This window comes from Thalassotalea agarivorans (assembly GCF_030295955.1).
GTDB lineage: Bacteria > Pseudomonadota > Gammaproteobacteria > Enterobacterales > Alteromonadaceae > Thalassotalea_D > Thalassotalea_D agarivorans.
This window is the reverse complement of record NZ_AP027363.1, coordinates 3,251,802-3,276,202: the sequence shown is the minus strand read 5'-3', so window position 1 is coordinate 3,276,202 and position 24,401 is coordinate 3,251,802. Positions and strand designations below refer to the sequence as shown.

The following is a 24,401-nucleotide window of genomic DNA, read 5'->3' as shown; positions in this document are numbered from 1 at the left end:
GTTACTACTAAAATCAAAGACATCATAACGAGGCAATTACGTAGGTCAATACAATATACGAAAAAATTAGTATTTAAAGGTGTTTAAGACAAAACACTGAAAAACATAAAAATATAAGCTAAACATAAACTTGCGAACTGTTCAGTCCAGATTCTCCACATTTTATCCACATTTGTTTAATACAATGTCAAAAAAACCATTTATGTAGTAGATGTTGGTGTTTAACATGCAGTGTAAAGTTATTCTTTCGTTACTCCTTTCCTTTGGACTAGCTACAACCACGACCGTTGCCTTGGCAAATGAAATTGATACTGATTTTGACGGCGTTGTAGACAGCCTTGATATCGATGTTGATGGTAATGGCCTGATTGAAATATCAACATTGGCTGAGCTAAATAACATTCGTAACAACTTAGCAGGTACGGCCTACAATGATGGTGGCGGCGATGTCACAACAGGGTGTGGCAATGGTACTACTGTCCTTGCTTGTAATGGTTATGAACTCGTCAACGATTTGGATTTTGATACCGATGGCGATAATGCTGTTAGTGTAGGCGACGACTACTACAATTCAGGAGAAGGCTGGGAGCCCATTGGATCTAACCTGACCGCGTTCTCTGGCATCTTTAATGGTAATGGTTACAGCATTATTGATTTATTTATAAATCGACCATCAACTAGCAACGTTGGTTTATTTGCTTCATTAGATAGCGCAGAAATCCGCGATATTTCTTTTTCTGGCGAACTACTCTCGGTATCGGGTCAAAGTAGAGTTGGTATTGTTTCGGGTGGCCATGTCTCTGACAATGCAATTACCTATGCCAACCTAAGTGTGGCAGGACGCGTTTCTGGTAAAAACAAAGTAGGCGCTTTACAAGGTGTTACTGGTGACATAAGTATTGCCAATACGCATGTATCCACAGAAGTCGTTGCGACAGGTGATTTTGTTGGTGGTCTTATCGGTGAAGCAGATGCTAACAATGTAAGCCCAATCACAGGTAGTAGCTTCACAGGTTCAGTGAGCGGTGTTACCTATGTTGGTGGTATGGTCGGTGAGTCAGACTATGTTAAAGTCACCTCTAGTTATGTTTTAGGTAGTGTTTCTGGCAGCGATAGTTATGTTGGTGGCATTTTAGGGGGAGCTTACGATCCTGTTATCGAGAATTCTTTTACTACAGGTGATGTTCAGTCTTCTGATAGTTATGCAGGGGGCTTAATAGGCTACGGAGCTACAGCTACAATTAGCGACAGTTTTTCTTCTGGCGATATTACTGCTAACGATCATGCAGCGGGTTTAATTGCTTATGCTGAATACGGTTTATCTATTTCAAATAGTTATGCGACAGGTGGTCTCGCAGTAACAGTTGAGGTCGATCCTGATTTAGGTGGTATTGCGTCAGATGTCGACCCTCTGCCTTACACTGAAAGCAATGTTTATTGGGACACCGAAAGCACAGGGCAAACCATCAGTGCTAACAACCAAGGCACTGGATACACAACCTCTGCTTTGCAATCACCAACTGCGAATACAGGCATTTATGCTAATTGGTCACCTACCTTTTGGGATTTTGGTACTGACACGCAATACCCCGCTATTGTTGTTAGCGGCAACGTTTATCGTGACGCTGACGGAGATGGTTATTGGGCGTTTGAAGATGCTCTCGATAATGACCCGAATGAATACTTAGATTCTGATAACGATGATGTTGGTGACAATACCGATGTTTTTCCAAATGACCCGACAGAGTGGGCAGATAACGACAATGACGGTTTAGGCAATAATGCAGATACCGACGACGATAACGACAATGTTTTAGACGATTTTGATAACTGTCCGTTTATTGCAAACACAAGCCAACTTTCAAGCGATAGCGATGGACTTGGTGATGCTTGTGATGTTGATGCTGATGGCGATGGTTTAATTGAAATTAGTACGCTTGCTGAACTAAATAATATTCGTAATAACCTCAGCGGCAGTGCATACAACGATGGCTCTGGAGACAATGCATCGGGCTGTGGTAATGGCAATGATATTACTGTTTGTAACGGCTACGAGTTAGTCAATGATATCAACTTTGACGACAATGGCGATGGCATTATAGATAGCCTTGATAGTTTGTACAATGACGGTGCTGGCTGGTTGCCGATTGGTGATAGAGACAACCCATTTAACGCAATCTTTGAAGGTAACGGCTTTACCCTTGCCAATTTATACATCAATCGATCTGAGCTGTACGTTGGTTTTGTTGCGGTATCAAGCGCAGCAACCTTCCGAAATATCACCTTAGATGGCAACTTAATGTCAATTAACGGTGGTGCTTTTGTTGGCGCTCTATCTGCTTACACCACAGACGACCAAATCACCTACTACAGCAATTGCCATATTGCAGGTGACATTTCAGGTAGTAGAGCCATCGGCGGTTTACATGGTCGCTCATCAGCCGTTCATATTGATAATTGTCACGTATCTTCTCAAATCTCTGCAACTGGTTATGGTGTTGGTGGACTCGTTGGTGAAATTGATGGCGACGCATCAAGTAGCATCAAAAATAGTAGTTTTACGGGTTCAATTAACAACAGTGGCTATGTTGGTGGTATTGCTGGTTCGGCTGAAAACGTCACCGTTACTGACAGCTTTGTAAAAGCATATATTGGCACCGATAATTCATATGTCGGTGGTATGTTTGGTGAAGCCTATTACACTGTTATAGAAACTTCTTTTAACATGGGCTCACTTGATGCTGCCGGGCAAGATTATGTCGGCGGCATGATTGGTTACGGTGAATACAATACCGTCCAAGACAGTTTTTCTGCGATGGATATATCCGCTGCCGACTACGGCGCTGGCATTATCGGTTACAGTGAGTATGGCTTAACCATAGCTAATAGTTTCGCAATAGGTGATATTTTTGTATCAGAGGTTGGCCCCGGTACACCTGATCAAGGCGGGTTAGTCGCCTATGCAGACCCTCTTCCAATCACACTTAGTGATAGTTATTGGGATATAGAAGCCACTGCACAGGTATCTTCATACAATGACCAAGGCAGCGCACTTGTTACATCAGCACTGCAATCTCCTACTTCAAATACCGGCATTTATGCCAACTTTAATGCGACAGCATGGCATTTTGGTACGGCGACAGAATATCCAGCCTTGGTGTTTGATGGCAAAGTATATCGCGACGCCGATAACGACGGTTTTTGGGCCTATGAAGATGCGCTTGATAACGATCCGACGGAGCATTTAGATTCTGATAACGACAACGTTGGTGACAATAGCGATGCTTTCCCGAATGACCCTACCGAAAGTGCAGACAGTGATAACGATGGTGTGGGTGATAATGCCGATGCCTATCCGAACGATCCAGGTAAAACCTTAGCGGATGGTATTGATTCGGACAGTGATGGAATTGATGACAACTTAGACGTTGATGCAAACGGCAATGGCTTAATTGATATAGCCACGTTAGAGCAGCTTAATAATATACGATTTAACCTTGCGGGTACTGCCTACAATAATGGTTCCGGCGATGTTGCTAAAGGCTGTGGTAACAATGCAGACGTGCTTGTTTGTAGTGGTTATGAGCTAACAGTTGATTTAGATTTTGATGAGAATGGTGATGGTCTAAACAACGACACCTACAACTCAGACAGTGGTTGGCAACCGATTGGAGAACTTGGCGCGCCGCTGACGGGTACTTTCGATGGTAACAATTTTACGATTTCGAATTTCTATATCAACGACACGGCAAATGCCGATTTTGACGACGGTTTTGCACTGTTTGGCTTCGCTGAAAACACAGTGATTAAGAATACTCATGTTAAAGGTAATATTACTTCTGCTGGGCGTTATGTGGCGGGTATTGTTGGGCGACTTGCAGGTGATGACGGCAGCGCGTTAACTAACGTTTCATTCAACGGCATTATTGTAAGTTCAAACCAAAATGCCCAAAACGGTGGTATAGCAGGCTACATCAACAATACTACTGTCACTGAATGCCTAGTTAATATTTCAATTTCAACCGACCATGAAACAGGCGGTGCCTTTGGTAAAGCAGCCAATTCAACGATAGATACTTGTTTAGTGCAAGGCGATGCAACTACCACAGATGGTGTTGCTGGCGGTTTAGTCGGTGTTCTTTCGTCGTCGTCGGTTACTAATGCTTTTGCTGCGGTTGATGTGAGAGCCACTATTTGGACCGGTGGATTGATTGGCGGTGTGAGCAGTGCATCTTCGTCGATTAGCTATAGTATTTCTACTGGTCAAGCACGAGGTGGATTTGAAACCCACGGCGCTATAGGTTCAGATTTAGGTAGCGCAACAGAAGTGTACTGGGACACCGAATCAAGCGGTAATGCAACCAGCTTTAATGCAACAGGTTACACCACGGCTGAACTGCAAGGACCTACATCCAATACAGGCATCTTCGCTAACTGGAATACAGAAAAATGGGATTTCGGCACGACGACGCAGTATCCAGCGCTTATCATTAATGGTGTGGCGTATCATGATTCAGATTTAGATGGCACGCCAGATGGGCTGGATGTTTTTCCAAATGATCCAAATGAAGACAAAGATTCAGATGAAGATGGCGTAGGTGATAATGCTGATGCCTTCCCGGACGATGAAAATGAAACGCGTGATACCGACAATGATGGTATTGGCGATAACTCTGATCCCGATATTGATAACGATGGCGTAGCCAATGAATCAGACTTATACCCTTCTGATGCAACGGGCGCGACAGCGGAAGACGATATTGATGTTGACGATGATGGCTTAATCGAAATATCGACTTTGGCGCAATTGGACGCTATGCGTAATGACCTAGCAGGTACTAGTTTAAATGGTGTCACAGCTGGTTGTGCCGGATTAACTGATGGTAGTGGGTGTATTGGTTATGAATTAATCGCTGATCTAGATTTCGATACCAATGGCGATGGCGACCTATCTGACGAAGCCTATTATAACGGCGGTGAAGGTTGGCAACCTGTTGGCTCTGACGTTGCGTTTTTCTCGGCGATTCTTGAAGGTAATGGTCACACAATAAGCAACTTATTCATCAATCGCCCTGCTGAAGATTACCAAGCATTAATTGGACAAGTGGGTGTTACCACTATTCGTAATTTAACCATTGCGGGCGACTTAACCAGTGTAACGGGCGATGATTATGCCGCCTTATTAATCGGTCGAAATGGTGATGAACAAGAGCAAATTACGCTACAAAATATCACGGTTATTGGCGCTATTACTGGTGACCATGACGTAGGTATGATAGCTGGCAAACTTTACAACGTAGACGCGGACAATGTTAGCGCATACGGCACCATTTACACAGAAGATGAAGACATTGGTGGTTTATTTGGTCAGCTTTCTGGTGTATCAACCTTAGATTTTGTTCATTTTGAAGGAACACTTGCAGGCACTAACTCTATTGGTGGCTTGGTTGGAGATGCTGAAACTATTTATGTAAATGACAGTTATGCCATTGTCGACACGGCAGGTACAGAGAACAAAATCGGTGGTTTAGTAGGTGAAATGGAATCTTCTTCCTTAACACGTGTTTTTGCTATCGGTGATATCTCAGGTACAACACAAGTGGGCGGCCTAGTAGGTGATGTCCTTAACACCAGTGTCATTCAAGATGCTTATTCTGAGGTAAACGCTGAAGGTACCTCTATTGTTGGGGGTATTGCTGGAGAGCTTAATGGCGATGCGAACTTTACTCGCGTTGTCGCTAGAGGCGGCGTTTCTACTGTTGACGGATTGAATACCCAAACGGGTGGCTTGCTGGGTAATAGCAACGGTTTTGCTTTAACGGTAGATGATGCACATTGGGATACCGAGCAAACCACACAAAGTACAAGTTATAACAATCAAGGTCGTCCATATACCACTTATGACCTGCAATGCCCTCGATTCACCAATGATGAAGATTGCCCAAGCACTCCATATGATAGTGCGTGGTCAAATACTATTTGGCACTTTGGAACATCTGCGCAGCACCCTGTCTTACTGCTTAACGGCCAAGTTTATCGAGACTATGACAACGACGGCTATTGGGCATTTGAAGATGCACTCGACGATGACCCTAATGAGTACTTGGATTCAGACAGCGACAATGTTGGTGACAATAGTGACGCCTTCCCTAACGATCCCGCTGAAAGTGTCGATACCGACAATGATGGCATAGGCAATAATGCAGATACCGATGATGATAACGATGGTCTAACAGATGCCGAAGAACTTAGCCTAGGTTTTGATCCATTAGATAGTAGCGATGCCTATGCAGATTATGACAATGACGGCATTATTAACCTCGACGAAATCAAACAAGGCACAGACTTTAATGATGCAGACAGCTTGATTAGTGCTGTAAACAACGATGTTAATAATGGAGCATTGACTCTTTATAACTTCTCAGACGGTAGTAATAATGACGTAGAGTTGCATTCGATTAATCGAGATGGAGACAAGTTTTTACTAACGGGCTATTACTATGATGCCTTTAAAGATGGTGACTATAGCTTTATTGCAAGACTTAATAGTGATGGTAGCCTTGATACGTCGTTTAACGAAGATGGGGTCTACTATAGCAGCGTAGATGGCTTTAGTGACTACATTGTCGGTATGACAAGAGTGAGCAATGGCGGCTATATAGCGGCAATGAACTATCAAGAAGAGGGTTCTCTGCTTACGTCTTTTTCTGATGCTGGGGTATTCGATACGAGCTCTTTTGCCAACGAAGCAACACCAGGTATCTTTGTCGCAAGCTCGACAAAGTGGCATTCACCTAAATTTATTGAAGCAAGCGACAATAGCCTTTATTACTCGGCCGAAAATACAGCGGCTAATGGCATTGGGTATGTGAGAAAACTCAACAGTGATGGTTCTAAAGATACAACGTTTGCTGCCATTGGCCAGTATGTAATTGACTTTTCTAGCGGCAACAATAGAGAGTCTATCGTTAAGTTCTTTGAGCAAGCCAATGGCAATATTCTGGTTGCATATAGATCGGCGAGTAGTTTGCGCTTTATAGAATTAACTACAGCGGGTGAGTTAAATACTGCGTTCGGTATTAATGGTAAACTAAACCCAAATGTTGGTAATAAATACAAAGATATCATTCAACTCGATGATGGTCGTATAGCGATTCTTTTTGATGGCAAACATGATGATAAAACGGGACTACACATTGTTGTGTTTAATGCCAACGGCACTTTGGATACTAGTTTTGGTAACAATGGTTACTTTAGCTTCACGTCAGATTATCTTTCATTTAATGCATTAAGTTTATCTGAGCAAAACAACGGCACTTTTGTTATCGCCAGTAGTGTTAATTTTGGTGATGGTGTCAAAGGTGTGCAAATTGTTCAGGTGACAGCTGATGGTCAACTCGATTCGCGCTTAAATGGTGTCGGCTATTCACGTACCACATTGGCAACTGACAACGCGTTTGATTTCGCCACGCAAACGGCCGATCAAAGAGTAGTATTTGCTACCGTTGATGACAACTATCAAGTGCAAACCATATCAATCGACAATCGTTATGACGACGATTTAGATGGTGTTATTGACAGAGATGACGCTTTCCCAAGCGATCCGCTTGAAAGTGTCGACTCAGATGAGGATGGTGTTGGCGATAACGCCGATGCATTCCCGAATGACCCAGCGGAGTCGCAAGATTCGGATAATGATGGTACGGGTGACAATGCAGACGCGTTCCCGAACGACCCAGCAGAGTCGCAAGATTCGGATAATGATGGTACGGGTGACAATGCCGATGCGTTCCCGAATGATCCAACTGAAACGCAAGATTCTGACAATGACGGTACGGGCGATAATGCCGACGCATTTCCGAACGACCCACTTGAAAGCGTCGACTCTGACGAAGATGGTGTAGGCGATCAATCGGATGCATTCCCTTATGACCCAACTGAAACATTAGATTCTGACAACGATGGCACGGGTGATAACGCGGATGCATTCCCGACTGACCCAACTGAAACATTAGATTCTGACAACGATGGTACAGGCGATAATGCGGATGCATTCCCGAATGACCCAACTGAGTCGCAAGATACTGATAACGATGGTACGGGCGATAATGCAGATGCATTCCCGAACGATCCAGCAGAGTCACAAGATTCAGATAACGATGGCACGGGTGACAATGCAGATGCGTTCCCGACTGACCCAACTGAAACATTAGATTCGGACAACGATGGTACGGGCGATAATGCAGATGCATTCCCGAATGATCCAACTGAAACGCAAGATACTGATAACGATGGTACGGGCGATAATGCTGATGCGTTCCCGAACGACCCAGCAGAGTCACAAGATTCAGATAACGATGGTACGGGTGATAACGCGGATGCATTCCCGAATGACCCAGCAGAGTCACAAGATTCGGACAACGACGGTACGGGCGATAATGCAGATGCTTTCCCAACCGATCCAACGGAATCACAAGATTCGGATAACGATGGTACGGGCGATAATGCAGATGCCTTCCCAACCGATCCAACGGAATCACAAGATTCGGATAACGATGGTACGGGTGACAACGCAGATGCATTCCCAACCGATCCAACGGAATCGAAAGACTCGGATAACGATGGTACGGGTGATAATGCGGATGCATTCCCGAATGATCCAACTGAGTCGCAAGATTCGGATAACGATGGTACGGGCGATAATGCAGATGCGTTCCCGAACGACCCAGCAGAGTCACAAGATTCAGATAACGATGGTACGGGTGATAACGCGGATGCCTTCCCGAATGATCCAACTGAGTCGCAAGATTCGGATAATGACGGCACGGGTGATAATGCCGATGCGTTCCCGAACGACCCAACGGAAACCAAAGATACCGACAATGATGGTATTGGTAACAATGCAGATGATGACGATGACAATGACGGCGTTAAGGACGAGAATGATGAAAATCCAGAATCGCCGGGTGAATCAGATACAACTGCACCAATCATTGGTGAAGTAGAAGATATAACTGTAGAAGCGACAGGTGAATTCACACAAGTAGCGTTTACATCGCCAAATGTTTCTGATGACAATGATGCTAACCCAAGTTTGTCTGCAGATATTACCGATATGGGCTACACAGTGGGTACCCATACTATTACTTGGACGGCTACAGATGTTAGTGGTAATCAATCGACAAAAGAGCAAACACTTTATGTACTTGATACAACGGCACCAGTCTTTGATGTTATTGCGCCTATTTCGCTTAATGCAACAGGTCAGTTTACGGCGATAGACAATAATCTTAGCTTTACTGTGTTCGATATTGTTGATGGCGAGTTTGATGTATTGATACCTCAAGATCTGGTGTTAGAGTCTGGTCTACACTTAATTGATATTGTGGCATACGACAATGCACAGAATATGGCGACGGCGTCTCTTGAACTTCGCATTTTACCTGAAGCAGCATTAGCGCAAGGGTTTGCTGTTGAAGCAGGTGCAACATATACCCTTGATGTAAATTTAAGTGGTAAGGCACCTGAATATCCTGTGCAAGTGGCTTACACCTTGTATGTTAATGGTTTTGTGAATAACCAACTAACCACTCAGTTAACAGAGGGTCAGGTTGCGCAGCTTGCTTTAGATATTCCAAGCGACGTGAGTTTTGAAGATACGTTAATGGTTAATCTAGATTCGGTATCCAACGCATTTATTGGTGAAACATCACAAAGTATTTTGACTGTGACAAATGACAATATTGCACCAACGTTAACCTTAACGATAGAGCAAAACCAAGCGTCTGTTTCAGTGATTGATCCAACTGCAGGTATGGCGACGGTGAAAGCAACTATTGCTGACGTAAATCAACAAGATACTCATGATATTTTGTGGACCGCAGGAGACAGCGCACTGTTTGACGAAAACGTTGATGACAGTGATTTTACCTTTGAATTTGATCCAAGTTCACTGGTAGACGGCACCTACTTTATCGATGTCTTAGTTACCGAAAACAATACAACACAAGCGTTGTCTGTTAACCAACGTATTGCCTTCAACATTGAAACGCCAAATGATCTAGATGACGAAACGGATTCAGATAATGATGGTATCGTTGATAGTGAAGAAGGTTATACTGACAGCGATGGCGATGGTATCGCTGATTATCTAGATAACGACGATAATACAACGCGCTTACCTCTTTACGGCAATACCGAGTCTATGCAAACCGAGCCAGGTTTAACAATGACACTTGGACGAGTCGTGGCGAGCCTTGGCGTTACTGTAGATAGCGCAACATTCTTGCTGACTGATCTTGCAAGCTTAGTCAGCGAGGGCGCTGCAGATGCAGAGGATAGTAACTACAACGCTATCACGCCGCTGTACAATTTTGTTATCAACGGCTTGGCAGAGCAAGGTGATACAGTAGCTGTAGTGATCCCGCTTGAACAGGACATGTTCCTTCCGGCCAATGCGGTTTACAGGAAATACAGTGAAACCATGGGCTGGTTTACGTTTGTAGAAGACGCGCGCAATGCTATTAGCTCAACAGTGCAAGATAGCAGTGGTAACTGCCCTGCCGCTAACGACAGTGTCTATGACCTAGCTGAATCTCAAGGGTTAGTGGAAGGTAACAATTGTATCCAACTGATTATTGAAGATGGCGGACCAAATGATACTGACATGCTTTCAAATGGTTCTGTTGAAGACCCTGGCGTTATCGCGACAGAAATCATTGAAGAAGATCCTGTTGAAGAAGAACCAGTAAATGCTGCGCCAATTGTGTCAATTGAAAACCATGCCGCAAACTTCAATGAGTTAACCTCGGTTACACTAAACGCAATTGCAACCGACGAAGAAGGCGATGAGTTAAGTTATCAATGGCGACAAGTAGCGGGTGTTGAAGTGACGATGAGCAATGTTGAATCAGCCCAGCTAAGTATTGAATTGCCGGAGGTGGCCGAAAATCAGCGTGTTGAATTTGAAGTCACAGTATCGGACGGTGAATATAGCGTAACGATGACAACGAGCTTCCAAATTCTTAACAAAGATGAAGTGGTTGTGGTAACGCCAGAGCCAAGTTCTAGCGGCGGTTCTATCTCTGTTGGCTGGATAATCTTAATTCTATTATTCTTATTGCTTAACGGCATTAGACGAGACGCTGCACAACGTAATAAAAAGCCAAAAGAACGTAAGTAAAAAAGTGTTCTTAAAGCGTTTTTCAAAGGGGCCAAATGGCCCCTTTTTGTATGTTCATTCGTCAAAAACAAGATAAAAAGTAGTCATCTATTACATTAAGTCGGTATTGGGCTCAATCCTTTAACCTATTGTTTTTAATAAAAATAGACCTTTAAAAGACCATAAAAAGATAAAGATACGACTGCCCTTGCATTGCACCTTTCATTAATTCCTTTTATTTCTGTTTCATCCCGTTGTTTGGGTTAAAAAAACTCCAACTCGCTAGCAGCAGATAGCTAATAAAAACGACAACTGCTCATTTGCTTGCTAGCACCCAATTCGGGTTTGTTATTTATAGAAGTCAGAGAGGATCACATGAATTTTAAATACTCCGCACTTGCTTTGTTGGTAAGTAGCGTTGCAGTAAGTGCTAATGATGCCGATCAAGGCGTCGATGTTAGCGCTTTATCTGCTACGCAAAGCCAGCAGGTAGGTCGCCAAGATAGCGATAAAGTGCTGCACCACGCACAAGAAAAACTAAACGGTGTGTACATTGTTCGCTTAAATCATAAAAGCGGTTTGGATAAGAGCTTTGCAGCGCTCGGCAATAACCGTAAAAGCATAGTAAGTAAAATAGATGCTGAACAATCAGCGTTTATTAGTGCGATGAAAGCAATTGATGGCAATGCCATTGTTTTGAAAAAAGCACGCTTAGTTGATAACAGTTTACATGTGCAAATGAACGCTGAAGCGGCAGCTTCTCTAGCGAGTCACGAACATGTGAAAGAAATTCTAGCCACTACGATGGCAGCAGATTACTCTGCTGAGCACGCATACAAAGCCTATCCAGATCTAGAAGTGAAAGATGCTGGCGGTGCTATTACGGTTGCTATTATTGGCAATGGTATTGATTACACGCATGCCTCTTTAGGCGGCAGCGGTACAGCAGAAGCCTATGATATGGCATGGCGCAACCGTTCAAATGCATGGGATGGTTTTCCAACCACCACCGTTATTGGCGGCATGGATTTTTCTGCAGGGTTTGAAGGCTTCCATACCATTGACTACAACCCAATAGAAAACAAAGACGACCAAAATTTAGAACTGGGTTGGTATCCATCTGGCACAGCACAGGCAGCGTTAGTACTAGAGCAAGCACCAGAAGCTAAAATTCTTGCTTATAAAACGTTGGATTGGGCATGGGATTATTTTTACGCAGCGCTCGATTTTATTGTTGATCCTAACCAAGATGGTGACGTTAGTGATCGCCCACACATTGTGGTGGTTAATTCATTTGGTAACGCGGCTTTCTATCAATCAGAGGGCTCTGGTGGCTCACACGCAACTTTCCAAATTGAACATCTTCGCCGTTTATCAGGTATCGGCACCTTAGTCGTTTCGTCTGCAGGCACCCACTATTACGATAGTTTATTTAACGTAAGTTGGAACGGCGCCTCACCAGAAGCACTAACCGTTGGTTCAGTGGCTATGGATGATAATTTAGCAACGCTCTCGCCGTTTACACCTGCAGGCCCGGTACGTGGCTCTATGTCTTTAAAACCAGAAGTTGTAGCCCCTGCTGAAAAACTTAGTGGTGCACTTGTTGGTACAGGTACAGAAACTGGTGAACTTGATGGTACTGGTGGCTATGCTGCAGCATACACCGCTGGTGTAGCAGCACGTGCATGGGCGAAAAACCCACGCTTAAGCGCGCTCGAGATTAAAGCATTAGTTGCCAACACAGCGAATAGCGCTAATGTTGTAGGCCAGTCTACGGTTGTTGAAGTAGGCGATGTTCAAGTTGAGATTAACAACGTTGCTGAAGTGCCTTTCATGGGCTCAGGCCTAGTAGATGGCATGAAAGCGGAACAAGCTAAATCTGTACTGTGGGAAACCAGTAACTATCAACCAAACCTATCGTTTGGCTTTGTAGAAACGGGTTCTTCGGCATCTGTGACAAAGTTTGTTACCTTGAAAAACTTAACGGATGATGTGCAGTCTTACAAGCTAAGCAACCAGTATTATGGCGACAAGCAGTCAAATGCTGCGGTTAGCTTATCTTATCCCCCTATGGTCAGTGTACCAGCGCGTAGCTCAGTAGAGTTCGCTGTTACATTAACAGTTAGCGCAGATGCTTTAGGCGCTTGGCCAATTTCTAAATCAGACGAATATTCCATTGAAAACTGGATGAAGGCGACTATCAATGGTCAGCTGATGTTTGAAAACCAAACGGCTGAAGATGACGCTAAGTTGAGCATGCCTTGGCAGGTATTCCCAAAGTCAGACGTACCGTTTTCACGTGAAAATCTAAACACACGATCTAGTTTACCTTTTCCCGCAGAAGACTGGATTAACAAGGTGTATGAATCAGGTTTTTGGGTAGAAGCTAAAAACATTGATATCACTAACCAATCAACGTCTGAGCAAACTTATTTTGCGATGCCAATGATTTTTTCGCGTGTTACGCGTGATCAAGGCAAATTGAATGAGCAAGGTAACCACATTAAAGAGACAGGCGCGAGCGTTTATCCCAATGAAATGTGTGCATCAGGACAGCAACTATCTGTTGCAGTAAAAATGTTTGACCGTTTTGATCTGCCACAAGCAGAACACTTCGATAAAGCAGGTGCTGTGCTTACCTATTTCACGATATACAACAAAGAAATTGCTGATCAGTATTATGACGATCCATTAGGGCTAGATATGAATGCCCCTGAAGAGTCGCAACTGGCATTCTTTCAGGTTGTCATGAACGGTAAAGGTCAAGTAATTACCGAATTCATCGATTTTAGCCAAGAGTTTGAGTGGTGGAATCCAACCAAACGATATACTCAAACAAGTTTAGACACATATGTTGCGCCAGGTGGCGACACTGTTGTTGTCAATGCATGTATAGACGAGCTATATCATCATGATTTTGACAGTGTAGATGACTGGAATGAGCTACTAGGCTGGCAGTTTGCTACCGATCGCGACGCACAAACACCGGTTGATGGTAATGTTATTCGTTACAACCCTGTGCTTCACGGTGATTTTCGTCAAGAAATTATCGATCACACGGGTGAGCCAGGCTACCCAAATTGGTGGGATGGTCCTTGTGCACCAAGATCGTGGAACCCGGACTACTGTATTGAAGAGGCAACGACGTTTATTGCGACCAATGCCGGTATAGCAGCATTGCCAGCAGATGACGACTTTGTTGATTCGGATCTAGCATGGTCAAAAATGGTAACGCTTGCACCAGGTGAATCCGCACGTGTTGTTGGTACCGTTACGGCATCTTGTAATCCTAATATCGTTTCTATCGGTAACTGGGAAACTCATCCAGACTGTCCTCCAGGCGTTATGTATTTCAACACAGATGGTGGCGATGCGTCTTATCTAACCATTTATACCTCAAGTGATAAAACACCTGTTACAAATCAAGCCTTTTCTGTTTATGAGAATGCGCAAAATGGTGATGTTATTGGCACAATCGAAAGAGATTCAATCGACTTGTTCTACAACAGCGACAGCAACCTGGGCGATATGTTTTTACTAAACACGCTACCTGGCCAGCCGTTTGCTGTATCTACTGCGGGTGAAATTACCGTGATCAATGCTGAGGCATTAGATTATGAAAACCAGCATCAGTATGTATTGGAAGTGCAGGTTGACCATATCAACCGTGCGTCAGACAACGTAAAAGTGACCATCAATGTGCACAACGTTAACGACATCGCGCCTAAGCAAGTAAAAGAGATTGCTAACATCGAATGGCAAATCAATGAATCGATTTCACATTCTATTGCCGGCAGCTTCGTAGATAGTGAAGGTGATGGCGTCGCTTATTATGCGACTAACTTGCCAACAGGTGTATCTCTTAGCCCGTCGGGTGTATTTAGTGGCTCACCTACAGCTTCAGGTCAATACAACGCGACTATCATAGCGAGCGATGGCCAAAACCATGTTGAATTACCAATAACCTTTTCAATCGTATCTAACCCTAGTGCTGCCCCAGCACCAGCAGACGATTTTGTAGACGACAACGATAGCAGCGGTTCAACGGCACCTGCATTGTTAGTTGGTTTGTTATTACTGCTTGGCATGCGCCGCAGTGTGAAAGGTTAACAAGGAAAGCACATTGCTTTCCTAGGAGAAAAGATTGTGAAATTTAAATTATCTACGATCGCGCTGGCATTGCCTTTTGCAACAATTGCAATGGCCCAAGCGCAAGATGTAACAGTGGGAGACCGTGCTCATTACGGTAGCTCACAGGTTAAGGCGGAGCTGCAGAGTAAACAAGCAAAAGCAGCTTTTGGCGAACAGTACTTTGTATTGTTAGAAGATGCGCCAGTATCCTTGTATCAAGGTGACATTAAGGGCCTTGCTGCAACTAATGTACAAGCGTCTAACTATAAAAACATTAATCAAGGCGGCAAGTTAAACTTAAAGAGTGCGGCGTCTGTTGCCTACACACAATATGTTCATGATCGCCAACAAACGGCTTTCGTTAACATAGAAAAGCTTTTGCAACGTAAAGTTGCTGAGCAAGCCCGCCACCATATCGCGCTTAATGCATTGGTATTAAATATCGATAAGCAAGAAGCACAAGCTATTCAAAAGCTTGATGGTGTTATTGGCGTACAAAAAGTCGGTTGGAAACAACTATTAACGGATGTAGGTCCTAGCCATGTTGGTGCGCCAGCGGTTTGGAATAATGAAACGCTTGCAGGAAAGAGCATGGGTGAAGGGTTAGTTATTGGTGTTCTAGATACCGGTATTGCTTCATATCAGAAGAGATTCTACTCATGGAGCGGCACACCAACAGCAGATGACTTTAATCCAGCGTTTGCTGATATTGGTGGCGACGGTTACGACCACACTAACCCGTATGGTGATGGCGTTTACTTTGGTGACTGTCTTGAAAATACCATGTGGTGTAACGACAAACTGGTAGGTGTTGTTTCTTTTGACGGCTTAAAAACTACTTCAGTGTCAAGCTCTGACGCGCGTTATGGCACGGGCCAAGATGACCAAGGTCATGGTACTCACGTAGCGGCAACCGCTGCAGGTAATGTTGTACACAATGTTCCTTATGGCTTTACACAATTGATTGACCCTAATGGCTACAACCCTTGGGAATCGATTCAGTCAATGTTCAATGTGACGGTAAGTGGTGTTGCGCCACATGCCAATATCATTGCATACCGCACATGTATCCCTAACTACGGTTGTAGCGATTCAGCGGCAATAGCTGCTATCGAGCATGCCATTGCAAACAATGTGGATGTTATTAACTACTCTGTTGGTGGTGGTGCACAGTCACCTTGGTATGCGGCAGATGCACTTGCATTTTTAAGTGCGCGTGAAGCCGGTATTCATGTTGCTTCATCAGCGGGTAACGCAGGACCAGGACCTGAAACGGTTGGTTCACCGGGTAACTCGCCTTGGCTAACGACAGTAGCAGCGTTTACGCACGGTCGTGACTACACTAGCGACAAAACAGCGGTATTCTCTGGCGGTAACTATGAGCTAGAAGACATGTTAGGTAAAGCAATGACTGCAGCCCTAACAGAAGATACCGAAATTGTTTATGCGGGTGATGTTGAGAGCGAATACTACCAAGAGCAATTAGGTGGCGAAGGCTTCTGTCATCGCTATGCGCTTCCTTGGGGTCAACTCGATGGTAAAGTGGTCGTGTGTCGTCGTGGTGGTGCCTACAATGGCGTGCCAATGTCTCGTGTATCTAAGAGTATTGCGGCTAAATCTAAAAACGCAGCGGGTATGATCTTAATTAATGCTGATGACAATGCCGACAACATTGTTGCAGATATGCATGAAATCCCGACCGTTCATTTAAGCAAGTCTGATGGCGATAAGCTATTAGCTTGGTTAGCGGAAGGTGCCGATCACAAAGTGAAAATCTTAGGCGAATCTGAGTTTAATAATAATTTAGAAAAAGCCGATATTGTGGCAGGTTTCAGTTCTCGTGGTCCTGATCGCATTCATAAAGACTATCTGGTGCCAGATCTAGGTGCGCCAGGTGTTGATATCTTTGCGAGTAACATTGGTAACTACATGCATGCTAACGGTATGGCTGCAATTGATAAGCAACCAGGTAACTACATGCAAATCTCTGGAACATCTATGTCATCGCCGCATGTGGCTGGGATGTACTTGCTAATGAAAGGTGCTCATCCAGATTGGACGCCAGCTGAAATGCAATCTGCATTAATGACAACGGCGTTTACCGATGTAAAAGAGAAAGTGTACTTGTTTGATGAAGAAGGCAATGTGCAACTTGACGAAGAAGGTAATGCCAAGTTTGAACTAGTACGCGCGAAGCATCACTTTAGTGGTTCAGGTAGTGCACGTGTGAATCGAGCAATAGAAGCTGGCTTAGTGATGAATGAAACGAAAGCAGGCTATATGGCAGCGAATCCTTTTGCAAGCCCTTACGAGCAACAGGAAATCGCAGATTGGCACGGACAGCCGCATCAAATGAATATGCCGAGCCTTTCTAAAGGAGAATGTCTAATCGCTTGTACTTGGACACGTACGTTCAAAGCGGCTAAATATGGTAATTGGACAGTCTCATTTGAGCATTTTGATGAAGGCTTTGAAATATCTTCTGATAAAGCGTCATTTGCTCTGAGTGCGGGCGAAGAAATTGTGTTGAACTTTACGGCGACGGCAAACCAAGCACTTGCACAAGAGTGGGTCGATGGTCGCGTTGTGATCACCGCAGATGACGTTAATACGCCAGTACAAACTTTACCAGTGACGGTAAACTTTATTGCCGGTGTAGCGCCAGAGAAAGTGGCTTTCAAAGCCGGTCGTAACCAAGACTCGGGTCCTGTAAAAGGCATTCGTACTATTGGTACTAGCGACATGCAAATGACAAAATCTGGTTTTGCAAAAGCGAAGACTCATGAGTTTACTGTGGCGCGCGATGCAACCAATGGTTTGGTAATGGATTCGTTAGTTGAAATGGATGCAACAGTGCATGCGATTCCACTAAACATTCAAGCCGATACTAAACGAATAGTGGTAGAAGTACTTGATACCACTTCACCAGATCTTGACGTATTTGTTGGTATTGATGTTGATTTAAGTGGCGACCCAACGGGTATTCCAAATGAGTGGGACTTCATTCGCTATTACAGCGCAGGCCCTACAAGTGCTGAAGTTATCGATATTGTTGACCCAATAAATGACACTTACTGGTTACTTGTACATAACTGGGCTGAAGGTCCGGCATTACTTGAAGAAAATCAAATGGTATGTGACGAAGGTCAAGAAGCCGACGAAGGATTCGAATGTGCTGTGCCACCGATTATGGATCACGTAAAACTTGCTGTTACACAAGTGAAGTATGACGATGATTCGTTAATGGTTGATGTGCCTAGTAGCGTAGACGCAAATGAAGAAGTGAATACGCGCGTAGCCTGGAATATGGATATGATGGAAGGTGAACAATATCATGGCGTATTCTGGTTAGGCACAACAGCGGAACTACCTAAGAATGTTGGTTCAGTTCGTGTTGACTTAAACCGTGGTGAAGATGAAATTCAAGTAGCTGACCCTGTGATTTCAGGCGATATGGTAACGACTGAAATTAATGTTATTGCCAATGAGACAGGTGAAGACCGTGAGTACAGCTTCTCGATGCCATTAGCGACAGGTATTGAAGTACTAGAGCTATTAAGCACGGAAGAAAACACAGCGTCGAAAATGCTTAAAGGCGCTAAATCAGCCAAGTTTGAAGTATCTGGCGATACAGTAACTTGGACGGTAACGCGTGAAGCTGGTGCAGCGGCAGTAGGCTTTACCCTTCGCAAAGACACGTCTAACGTTGTTGGTATGGCAGACATCACACCGGTTATCTATAGCGCGGTACACACGAGTGACGGCGAAGAAATGTTTGCTAACCAAAGTGGTATGCCTGTCTTCCATTACGGACGTCCTTCGTTCTCAGTGGCTAGTTCGGTGTCTAACGTAGATGCAGGTCAACAGGTTAACTTGACTGCAGCGATGACCGATGGCGTTATTGAAAACCCAATGGCAACCTATACTTGGAAACAAGTTGCAGGACCAACGGTATCGGTAACAGGCGTGGGTACTAGCTCATTGATGTTTACTGCACCAAAAGTAAGTGAAAGCACAGTAGTATCGTTTGAATTTGTTGGTGGCAACGGCGACAAATCTTCGTTACCACAAACGCTTTCAGTAACGGTAGAGCCTGTTGCAAGCAGTGACGGTGGTACAATTTATTACCTAATGTTACTGATTCTTGCTGGATTATGGCGCCGCAATCGTGGGTAAAATAACGATTTAGAAAAAGCGTAAAGGCTTCCTAACATGGAAGCCTTTTTTTTACCCTGAATTTAATGATTATTTCTCAGGGGTGTTATATGCTTAAGTCGTTTTTTTGAATAGGAAAACTCGGTGTTGTGATGACAAATTCCAACGAAAATTGTTATCAGTTAGGGGAAATTATCATTGACTGCAACGCGCTCACGTTAAGTCGCGGCGAGCAGTCGATCAAATTGCCTGTAAAGGTCTTCGAGTTTTTGAAGCTGTTTCTTACTGAACCACATCACACGGTAACACGCGAACGTGCAATAGAAGTGATATGGCAAGGCAATGAAGGTGTGGCTAAACGTGGTTACATTAATGCTATGTGGCAAATACGTAAAGCTTTCAACGATCTTGGTTGTGATAGCGATGAACTATTCAAAACGCTACCTAAAGTTGGTTATGTGCTGCAGCAAATGCCAATATCACTTGGGCAACAAGCACAGATACAAAACGAGCAACAACAAGCTCACTTTTCCTTATCAAAACGCAAAGCTCTCGCTATCTTAGCAACAAGTATAACCTTGTCGCTGGCTATCGTATGGGTATTCTTTGAGGAGCTGAAATCGCTGACTCAAAAAAAGGTGGTAGTGCCACAGACGCAGCAATCAACCATTTCCAAGTTAACCAACTTTCAAGGTGTAGAAGAACAACCGACCATTTCACATGATGGCAAATATTTGGCGTTTTACTGGAAACAAGAAGGTAAGAAAGGTCAGATTTATATCAAAGACTTGGAAAACCCAGACGCATCACTTCGTTTATTATCTGTCGCGACCAACGAAGCTTCGCCAGCTTGGTCCAATAACGACCAATCCATTGCCTATATGCGTATTGACGATGCCGGTCATTGCCAAGTCAGGGTATACGAAATTGTCACTGCTCAGGATAAGTTTATAGACGATAATTGCTTTTACGCGCCGTTTCGTCGTTCACTAACCTGGTCAAATGACGACACCGCACTACTATATGCGAAAACGGTGGATGGATTAACAGCAATATACAGCCACAATATTGAATCTGGACAAGATACCCAGTTAACTTTTCCGCAAAGTGGTGAGCTCGATAGCTCACCTGAGCTGTCCAATACTGGTGAGCGGCTAGCGTTTGTTAGAGAAAAAGCACGTAGCGCACATTTGTACATACGTTCGTTAGCAGATAATACCGAAAAACTACTGCAAGAAAGTTTATCCATTACAGGTTTAGCCTTTGGGCTAGATAGTAATACCTTATATGCCAGCGTGACAGAAAACGGTCAGTACGTTACGCGAGTGTTTGATATTGATAATGCAACGTCGTTTCCCATTGCTCGCATAGAAACACCCAGTAATATCAATGTGAATCCTGTGACTGGTGACTTGGTTTATGCAAAACATTTATCCAATGAACTCGTTGTGCAACGCAAGTTTGATAGCAAAGAAGAGCTATCACGTGTTATTTCATCGTCACGCAATCTTTATGGTCGATATACAGCCTTTCATCAAGGTATTTTGTTTATTTCAAACCGCGACGACAGTTGGGATATATGGTTTAAGAACAACAGTGGCAGTACCAATTTAACCAAACATTTAAATTATATGTGGGGTATACCGTCAATTAGCCCGGGTGGTGATCGATTTGTTGTCACCGCGAAATTGCCGAATACCGATCAATTTAGATTATTTATCGCCAACTTTAGTAAGGATGGCTTTCAGCCACTAGCAATTCCTAACGACATCGAGCCAGAATATCCAAGCTGGTCTAGAGATGGGCAATCGGTCTTTTTTACCGCTAAGGACCAAGACATCACCGCTGGTTTTCGTTTTGACTTAACAACGAATACGCTGACCAAGGTGTTTGATCAAAGCGCCCATTACATAATCGAGGGTGGCGATGGAAACTTGTACTTTAGTAAGCCACAACAAAAAGGTGTGTGGCGATATAATCCAAGGTCGCAAGCTGTTGATAAAGTGATCACGCAATTAGCTAAGCAAGATTTTGCTAGCTTCTTTTGGCAAGATAATGGTTTGTACTATGTATCTCGCGATGAGCAACATGATTATATAAGACATTATTCTGTAGATGGTGACGTGCTAATTGATAAGTACCTGGGCACTAGTATTCGCCGCTTTTTTGGCATTGCGCCAGCTACAGATGACAGCTTTATGATCACCTTGTCTGGCATTAATGATGCTGATATTTATCAAATTTCGGCGCAGCCATTAAATCAAGCAACGCATTAAATTTACTCTGCATTTAGGGTACACTTAGCCTTCTTTTCGCCAACAGATTAACGCCATGACCAGCAAAGACAATGTCGCCGTTGCCTACAAGCATAGTAGCGATGCTGACAAAGCTAAAAAAATTGCTAATAAACATCAGTTTTTATATATCGGCGACGAAGCTGCAAGCACTAATCACCTGCAGTTAAACTTTTTGCTTAGAGTGAATGATCAAGTATTAGAGTTGGTTAAACTTGATGAGCCAAAACTTGGCGCAATTTGCGTAGATTTTGTTGCTGGAGCAAGCGCACATCGTCGCAAGTTTGGTGGTGGTCGCGGTCAAGATATTGCTAAGGCGGTTGGTTTGAAACATGGGTTTACGCCACATGTCTTGGACGGCACAGCGGGACTTGGTAGAGACGCCTTTGTGCTTGCCAGTTTAGGCTGCAAAGTCACCATGATAGAACGCAACCCTGTGGTCGCTGCACTGTTAGAAGATGGTCTCGAACGTGCAGAACTTAGTAGTGAAGTTGCTGATATTATCGCCAATATGTCGTTAATCAACGGTTCTTCAATAGAAACGTTATCGGCGCAGCATAATATTGATGTGGTTTACTTAGACCCCATGTATCCGCACAAAGAAAAGTCGGCGGCAGTGAAAAAAGAAATGCGTGTATTTCAATCACTAGTGGGTGGTGATGAAGACGCCGATGCCCTATTGTCTCCTGCACTTGCAATTGCTGCCTATCGCGTGGTTGTTAAGCGCCCTAGTTATGCGCAACCTTTGGCAGGTAAGCCCCCCGCAACCAGCTATAAAATGAAAAAGAATCGCTTTGATGTATACGTTAATCAAGCGATCCCAAAAGCTTAGCTAACATGCGCCTTTATCAAACGGTAAAGCGCTTATGTAATGCTAGCGCCAGAAGAAAGTCTATAGTTATAGTTAAACCCAGTATTTTGCGAGTATATGGCAAAGTCTCTTTGTAAGTGGAAAAAGAAAGATATCGAAAAAAGCCTTAGTGAGCTTAGGCATATTGTCGATCGCCCGCGTTTTATCTGTAAAGATTGCGCACGTAGCGCACACGACAAGGGATATTTATGCAAACCAACAAAATTAGGGTTAGCACATAATAAAGACTAAAGAATAACATAGAGAAGTATCTGCATCAGCGCAAATTAGCTTACTCGTCGCATTCATTTTTCAAAAAAAGTAGACAGTTTTCAAATTCTCGCCTTATATTAACCTTGTATTAATATTGTTGATACAAATTTATAACAATTTTCACAGGAGAGAAAATGAATAACAAAATAATAAAAACGTTTGGAGCGTTAGTGGCAATGATTGCCTCTATGAATGTTTATGCAGGTAAGGAAGATCAGAAGCTTGATATAATCGTTAAGCTAGATCCTGCTTTGTCGGTCAGTGGACATCAGAACAATAAAGCAAATGCCAAAAATATAGCAAATGGCATGGGAATAGGAAGTGTAAAACATAGCTATGGTTCAGCTTACTTTGGCTTTGCCGCCTCAGTAACAGCGGGTAAATTAGCTTCACTACAAAAAAACTCAAAAGTATTAGCGATCGAGTTTGATGCTGAAAAGCATATCAATAAAGGTAAACCTGGTGGTGGAGGCAGTACACCGCAACCGCAACAAGTTCCTTGGGGTATTGATAGAGTTGGTGCAGATCAAAATACCAATCAAGGAGATGGAGTTCACGTCTATATTCTTGATACGGGTTTAGATTCAGATCATCAAGATCTTGCAGCTAACATTGGTAACGGTATGGCTTTTGAACGTTGTAAAGGTAAAAGCTGTAATATGCCTTGGGACGATGACCACGGCCATGGAACACATGTTGGTGGTACAGTAGCGGCGTTGGACAATGATATTGATGTCGTTGGGGTTGCCCCACAAGTTACACTTCATGCGGCTAAAATTTGTACAAGCAGAGGGTCATGCCCAAATTCAAGTACAATTGCAGCGCTAGATTGGGTAACGTCGGAGATTACTAGCCGAGGTTCTGCAGCTGTTGTAAATATGTCTATTGGCGGTAGCGGCGGTGTTTCAGGTTCATGTACAAATGCTGGCTTTACAGGTAACGACGCCTATCATGAAGCGTTGTGTAATGCTCGAAATGCTGGTGCAGTTATCGTCGTTGCTGCGGGAAATGAGGGCAGCAATGCAATCAATTACACGCCAGCGGCATACGCAGATACCGTTATTACTGTAAGCTCAACGAAAGAAGGTGACGATTGGAACAGTTTTTCAAACTGGGGTAATCAACAAGCGCCTTGGACAACTAATAGCTCAGCACCTGTTGCAATAGCAGCACCTGGTGGAAGCGTACTATCATTGCGTGTAGGCGGTGGTACGACAGTATCTAGTGGAACGTCAATGGCATCACCGCATGTTGCAGGCGCTGCCGCTTTAATTTTATCGTCTTCAACGCAATCTAATGACGGTACTGCGTTTGAAAATGTGCGTGCAATCTTGTTGCAAACAGCTGAAAGCACAAACAGTTTCTCTAATACTACCGGTGACCCACATACAGAAGATTTTTTAGATGCGAGTAATCTGTAATCTCGTTTTTTAAAAAATAATCCATTAAATTAGAATGCCAGAATAGTTTCTGGCATTTTTTATTGTTTAAAAATTGAGTTAAGCAATCCCTTTACTGGTGAATGCAACAGAGGATT

The 24,401-nt window shown here is 43.7% G+C and carries 5 protein-coding genes and 1 pseudogene; all 6 read left to right on the top strand.

Annotated elements, in window-relative coordinates:
- Positions 1–226: 226 nt before the first annotated feature.
- The 6 genes and pseudogenes from QUD85_RS14910 (at position 227) to QUD85_RS14885 (ending at position 24,285) form a co-directional block, all read left to right on the top strand.
- Positions 227–11,182: a PKD domain-containing protein gene (locus QUD85_RS14910; protein ID WP_286219615.1), complete on the top strand. Its 10,956-nt coding sequence runs from the start codon at positions 227–229 to the stop codon at positions 11,180–11,182.
- A 354-nt stretch (positions 11,183–11,536) separates the two neighbouring features.
- Positions 11,537–15,271 (top strand): S8 family serine peptidase, encoded by a 3,735-nt coding sequence (locus QUD85_RS14905; protein ID WP_093330577.1) that lies wholly within the window; start codon positions 11,537–11,539, stop codon positions 15,269–15,271.
- 36 nt (positions 15,272–15,307) lie between these two features.
- Entirely contained in the window at positions 15,308–19,468 is a 4,161-nt protein-coding gene (locus QUD85_RS14900; RefSeq protein WP_093330575.1) for a S8 family serine peptidase, read from the top strand.
- 131 nt (positions 19,469–19,599) lie between these two features.
- Positions 19,600–21,723: a winged helix-turn-helix domain-containing protein gene (locus QUD85_RS14895; RefSeq protein WP_093330572.1), complete on the top strand. Its 2,124-nt coding sequence runs from the start codon at positions 19,600–19,602 to the stop codon at positions 21,721–21,723.
- 190 nt (positions 21,724–21,913) lie between these two features.
- A pseudogene (locus tag QUD85_RS14890) lies at positions 21,914–22,573 on the top strand (class I SAM-dependent methyltransferase); the annotation flags it as partial.
- A 425-nt stretch (positions 22,574–22,998) separates the two neighbouring features.
- On the top strand, positions 22,999–24,285 hold the full coding sequence (locus QUD85_RS14885) for a S8 family peptidase (protein ID WP_245732125.1): 1,287 nt from the start codon (positions 22,999–23,001) through the stop codon (positions 24,283–24,285).
- Positions 24,286–24,401: the final 116 nt, after the last annotated feature.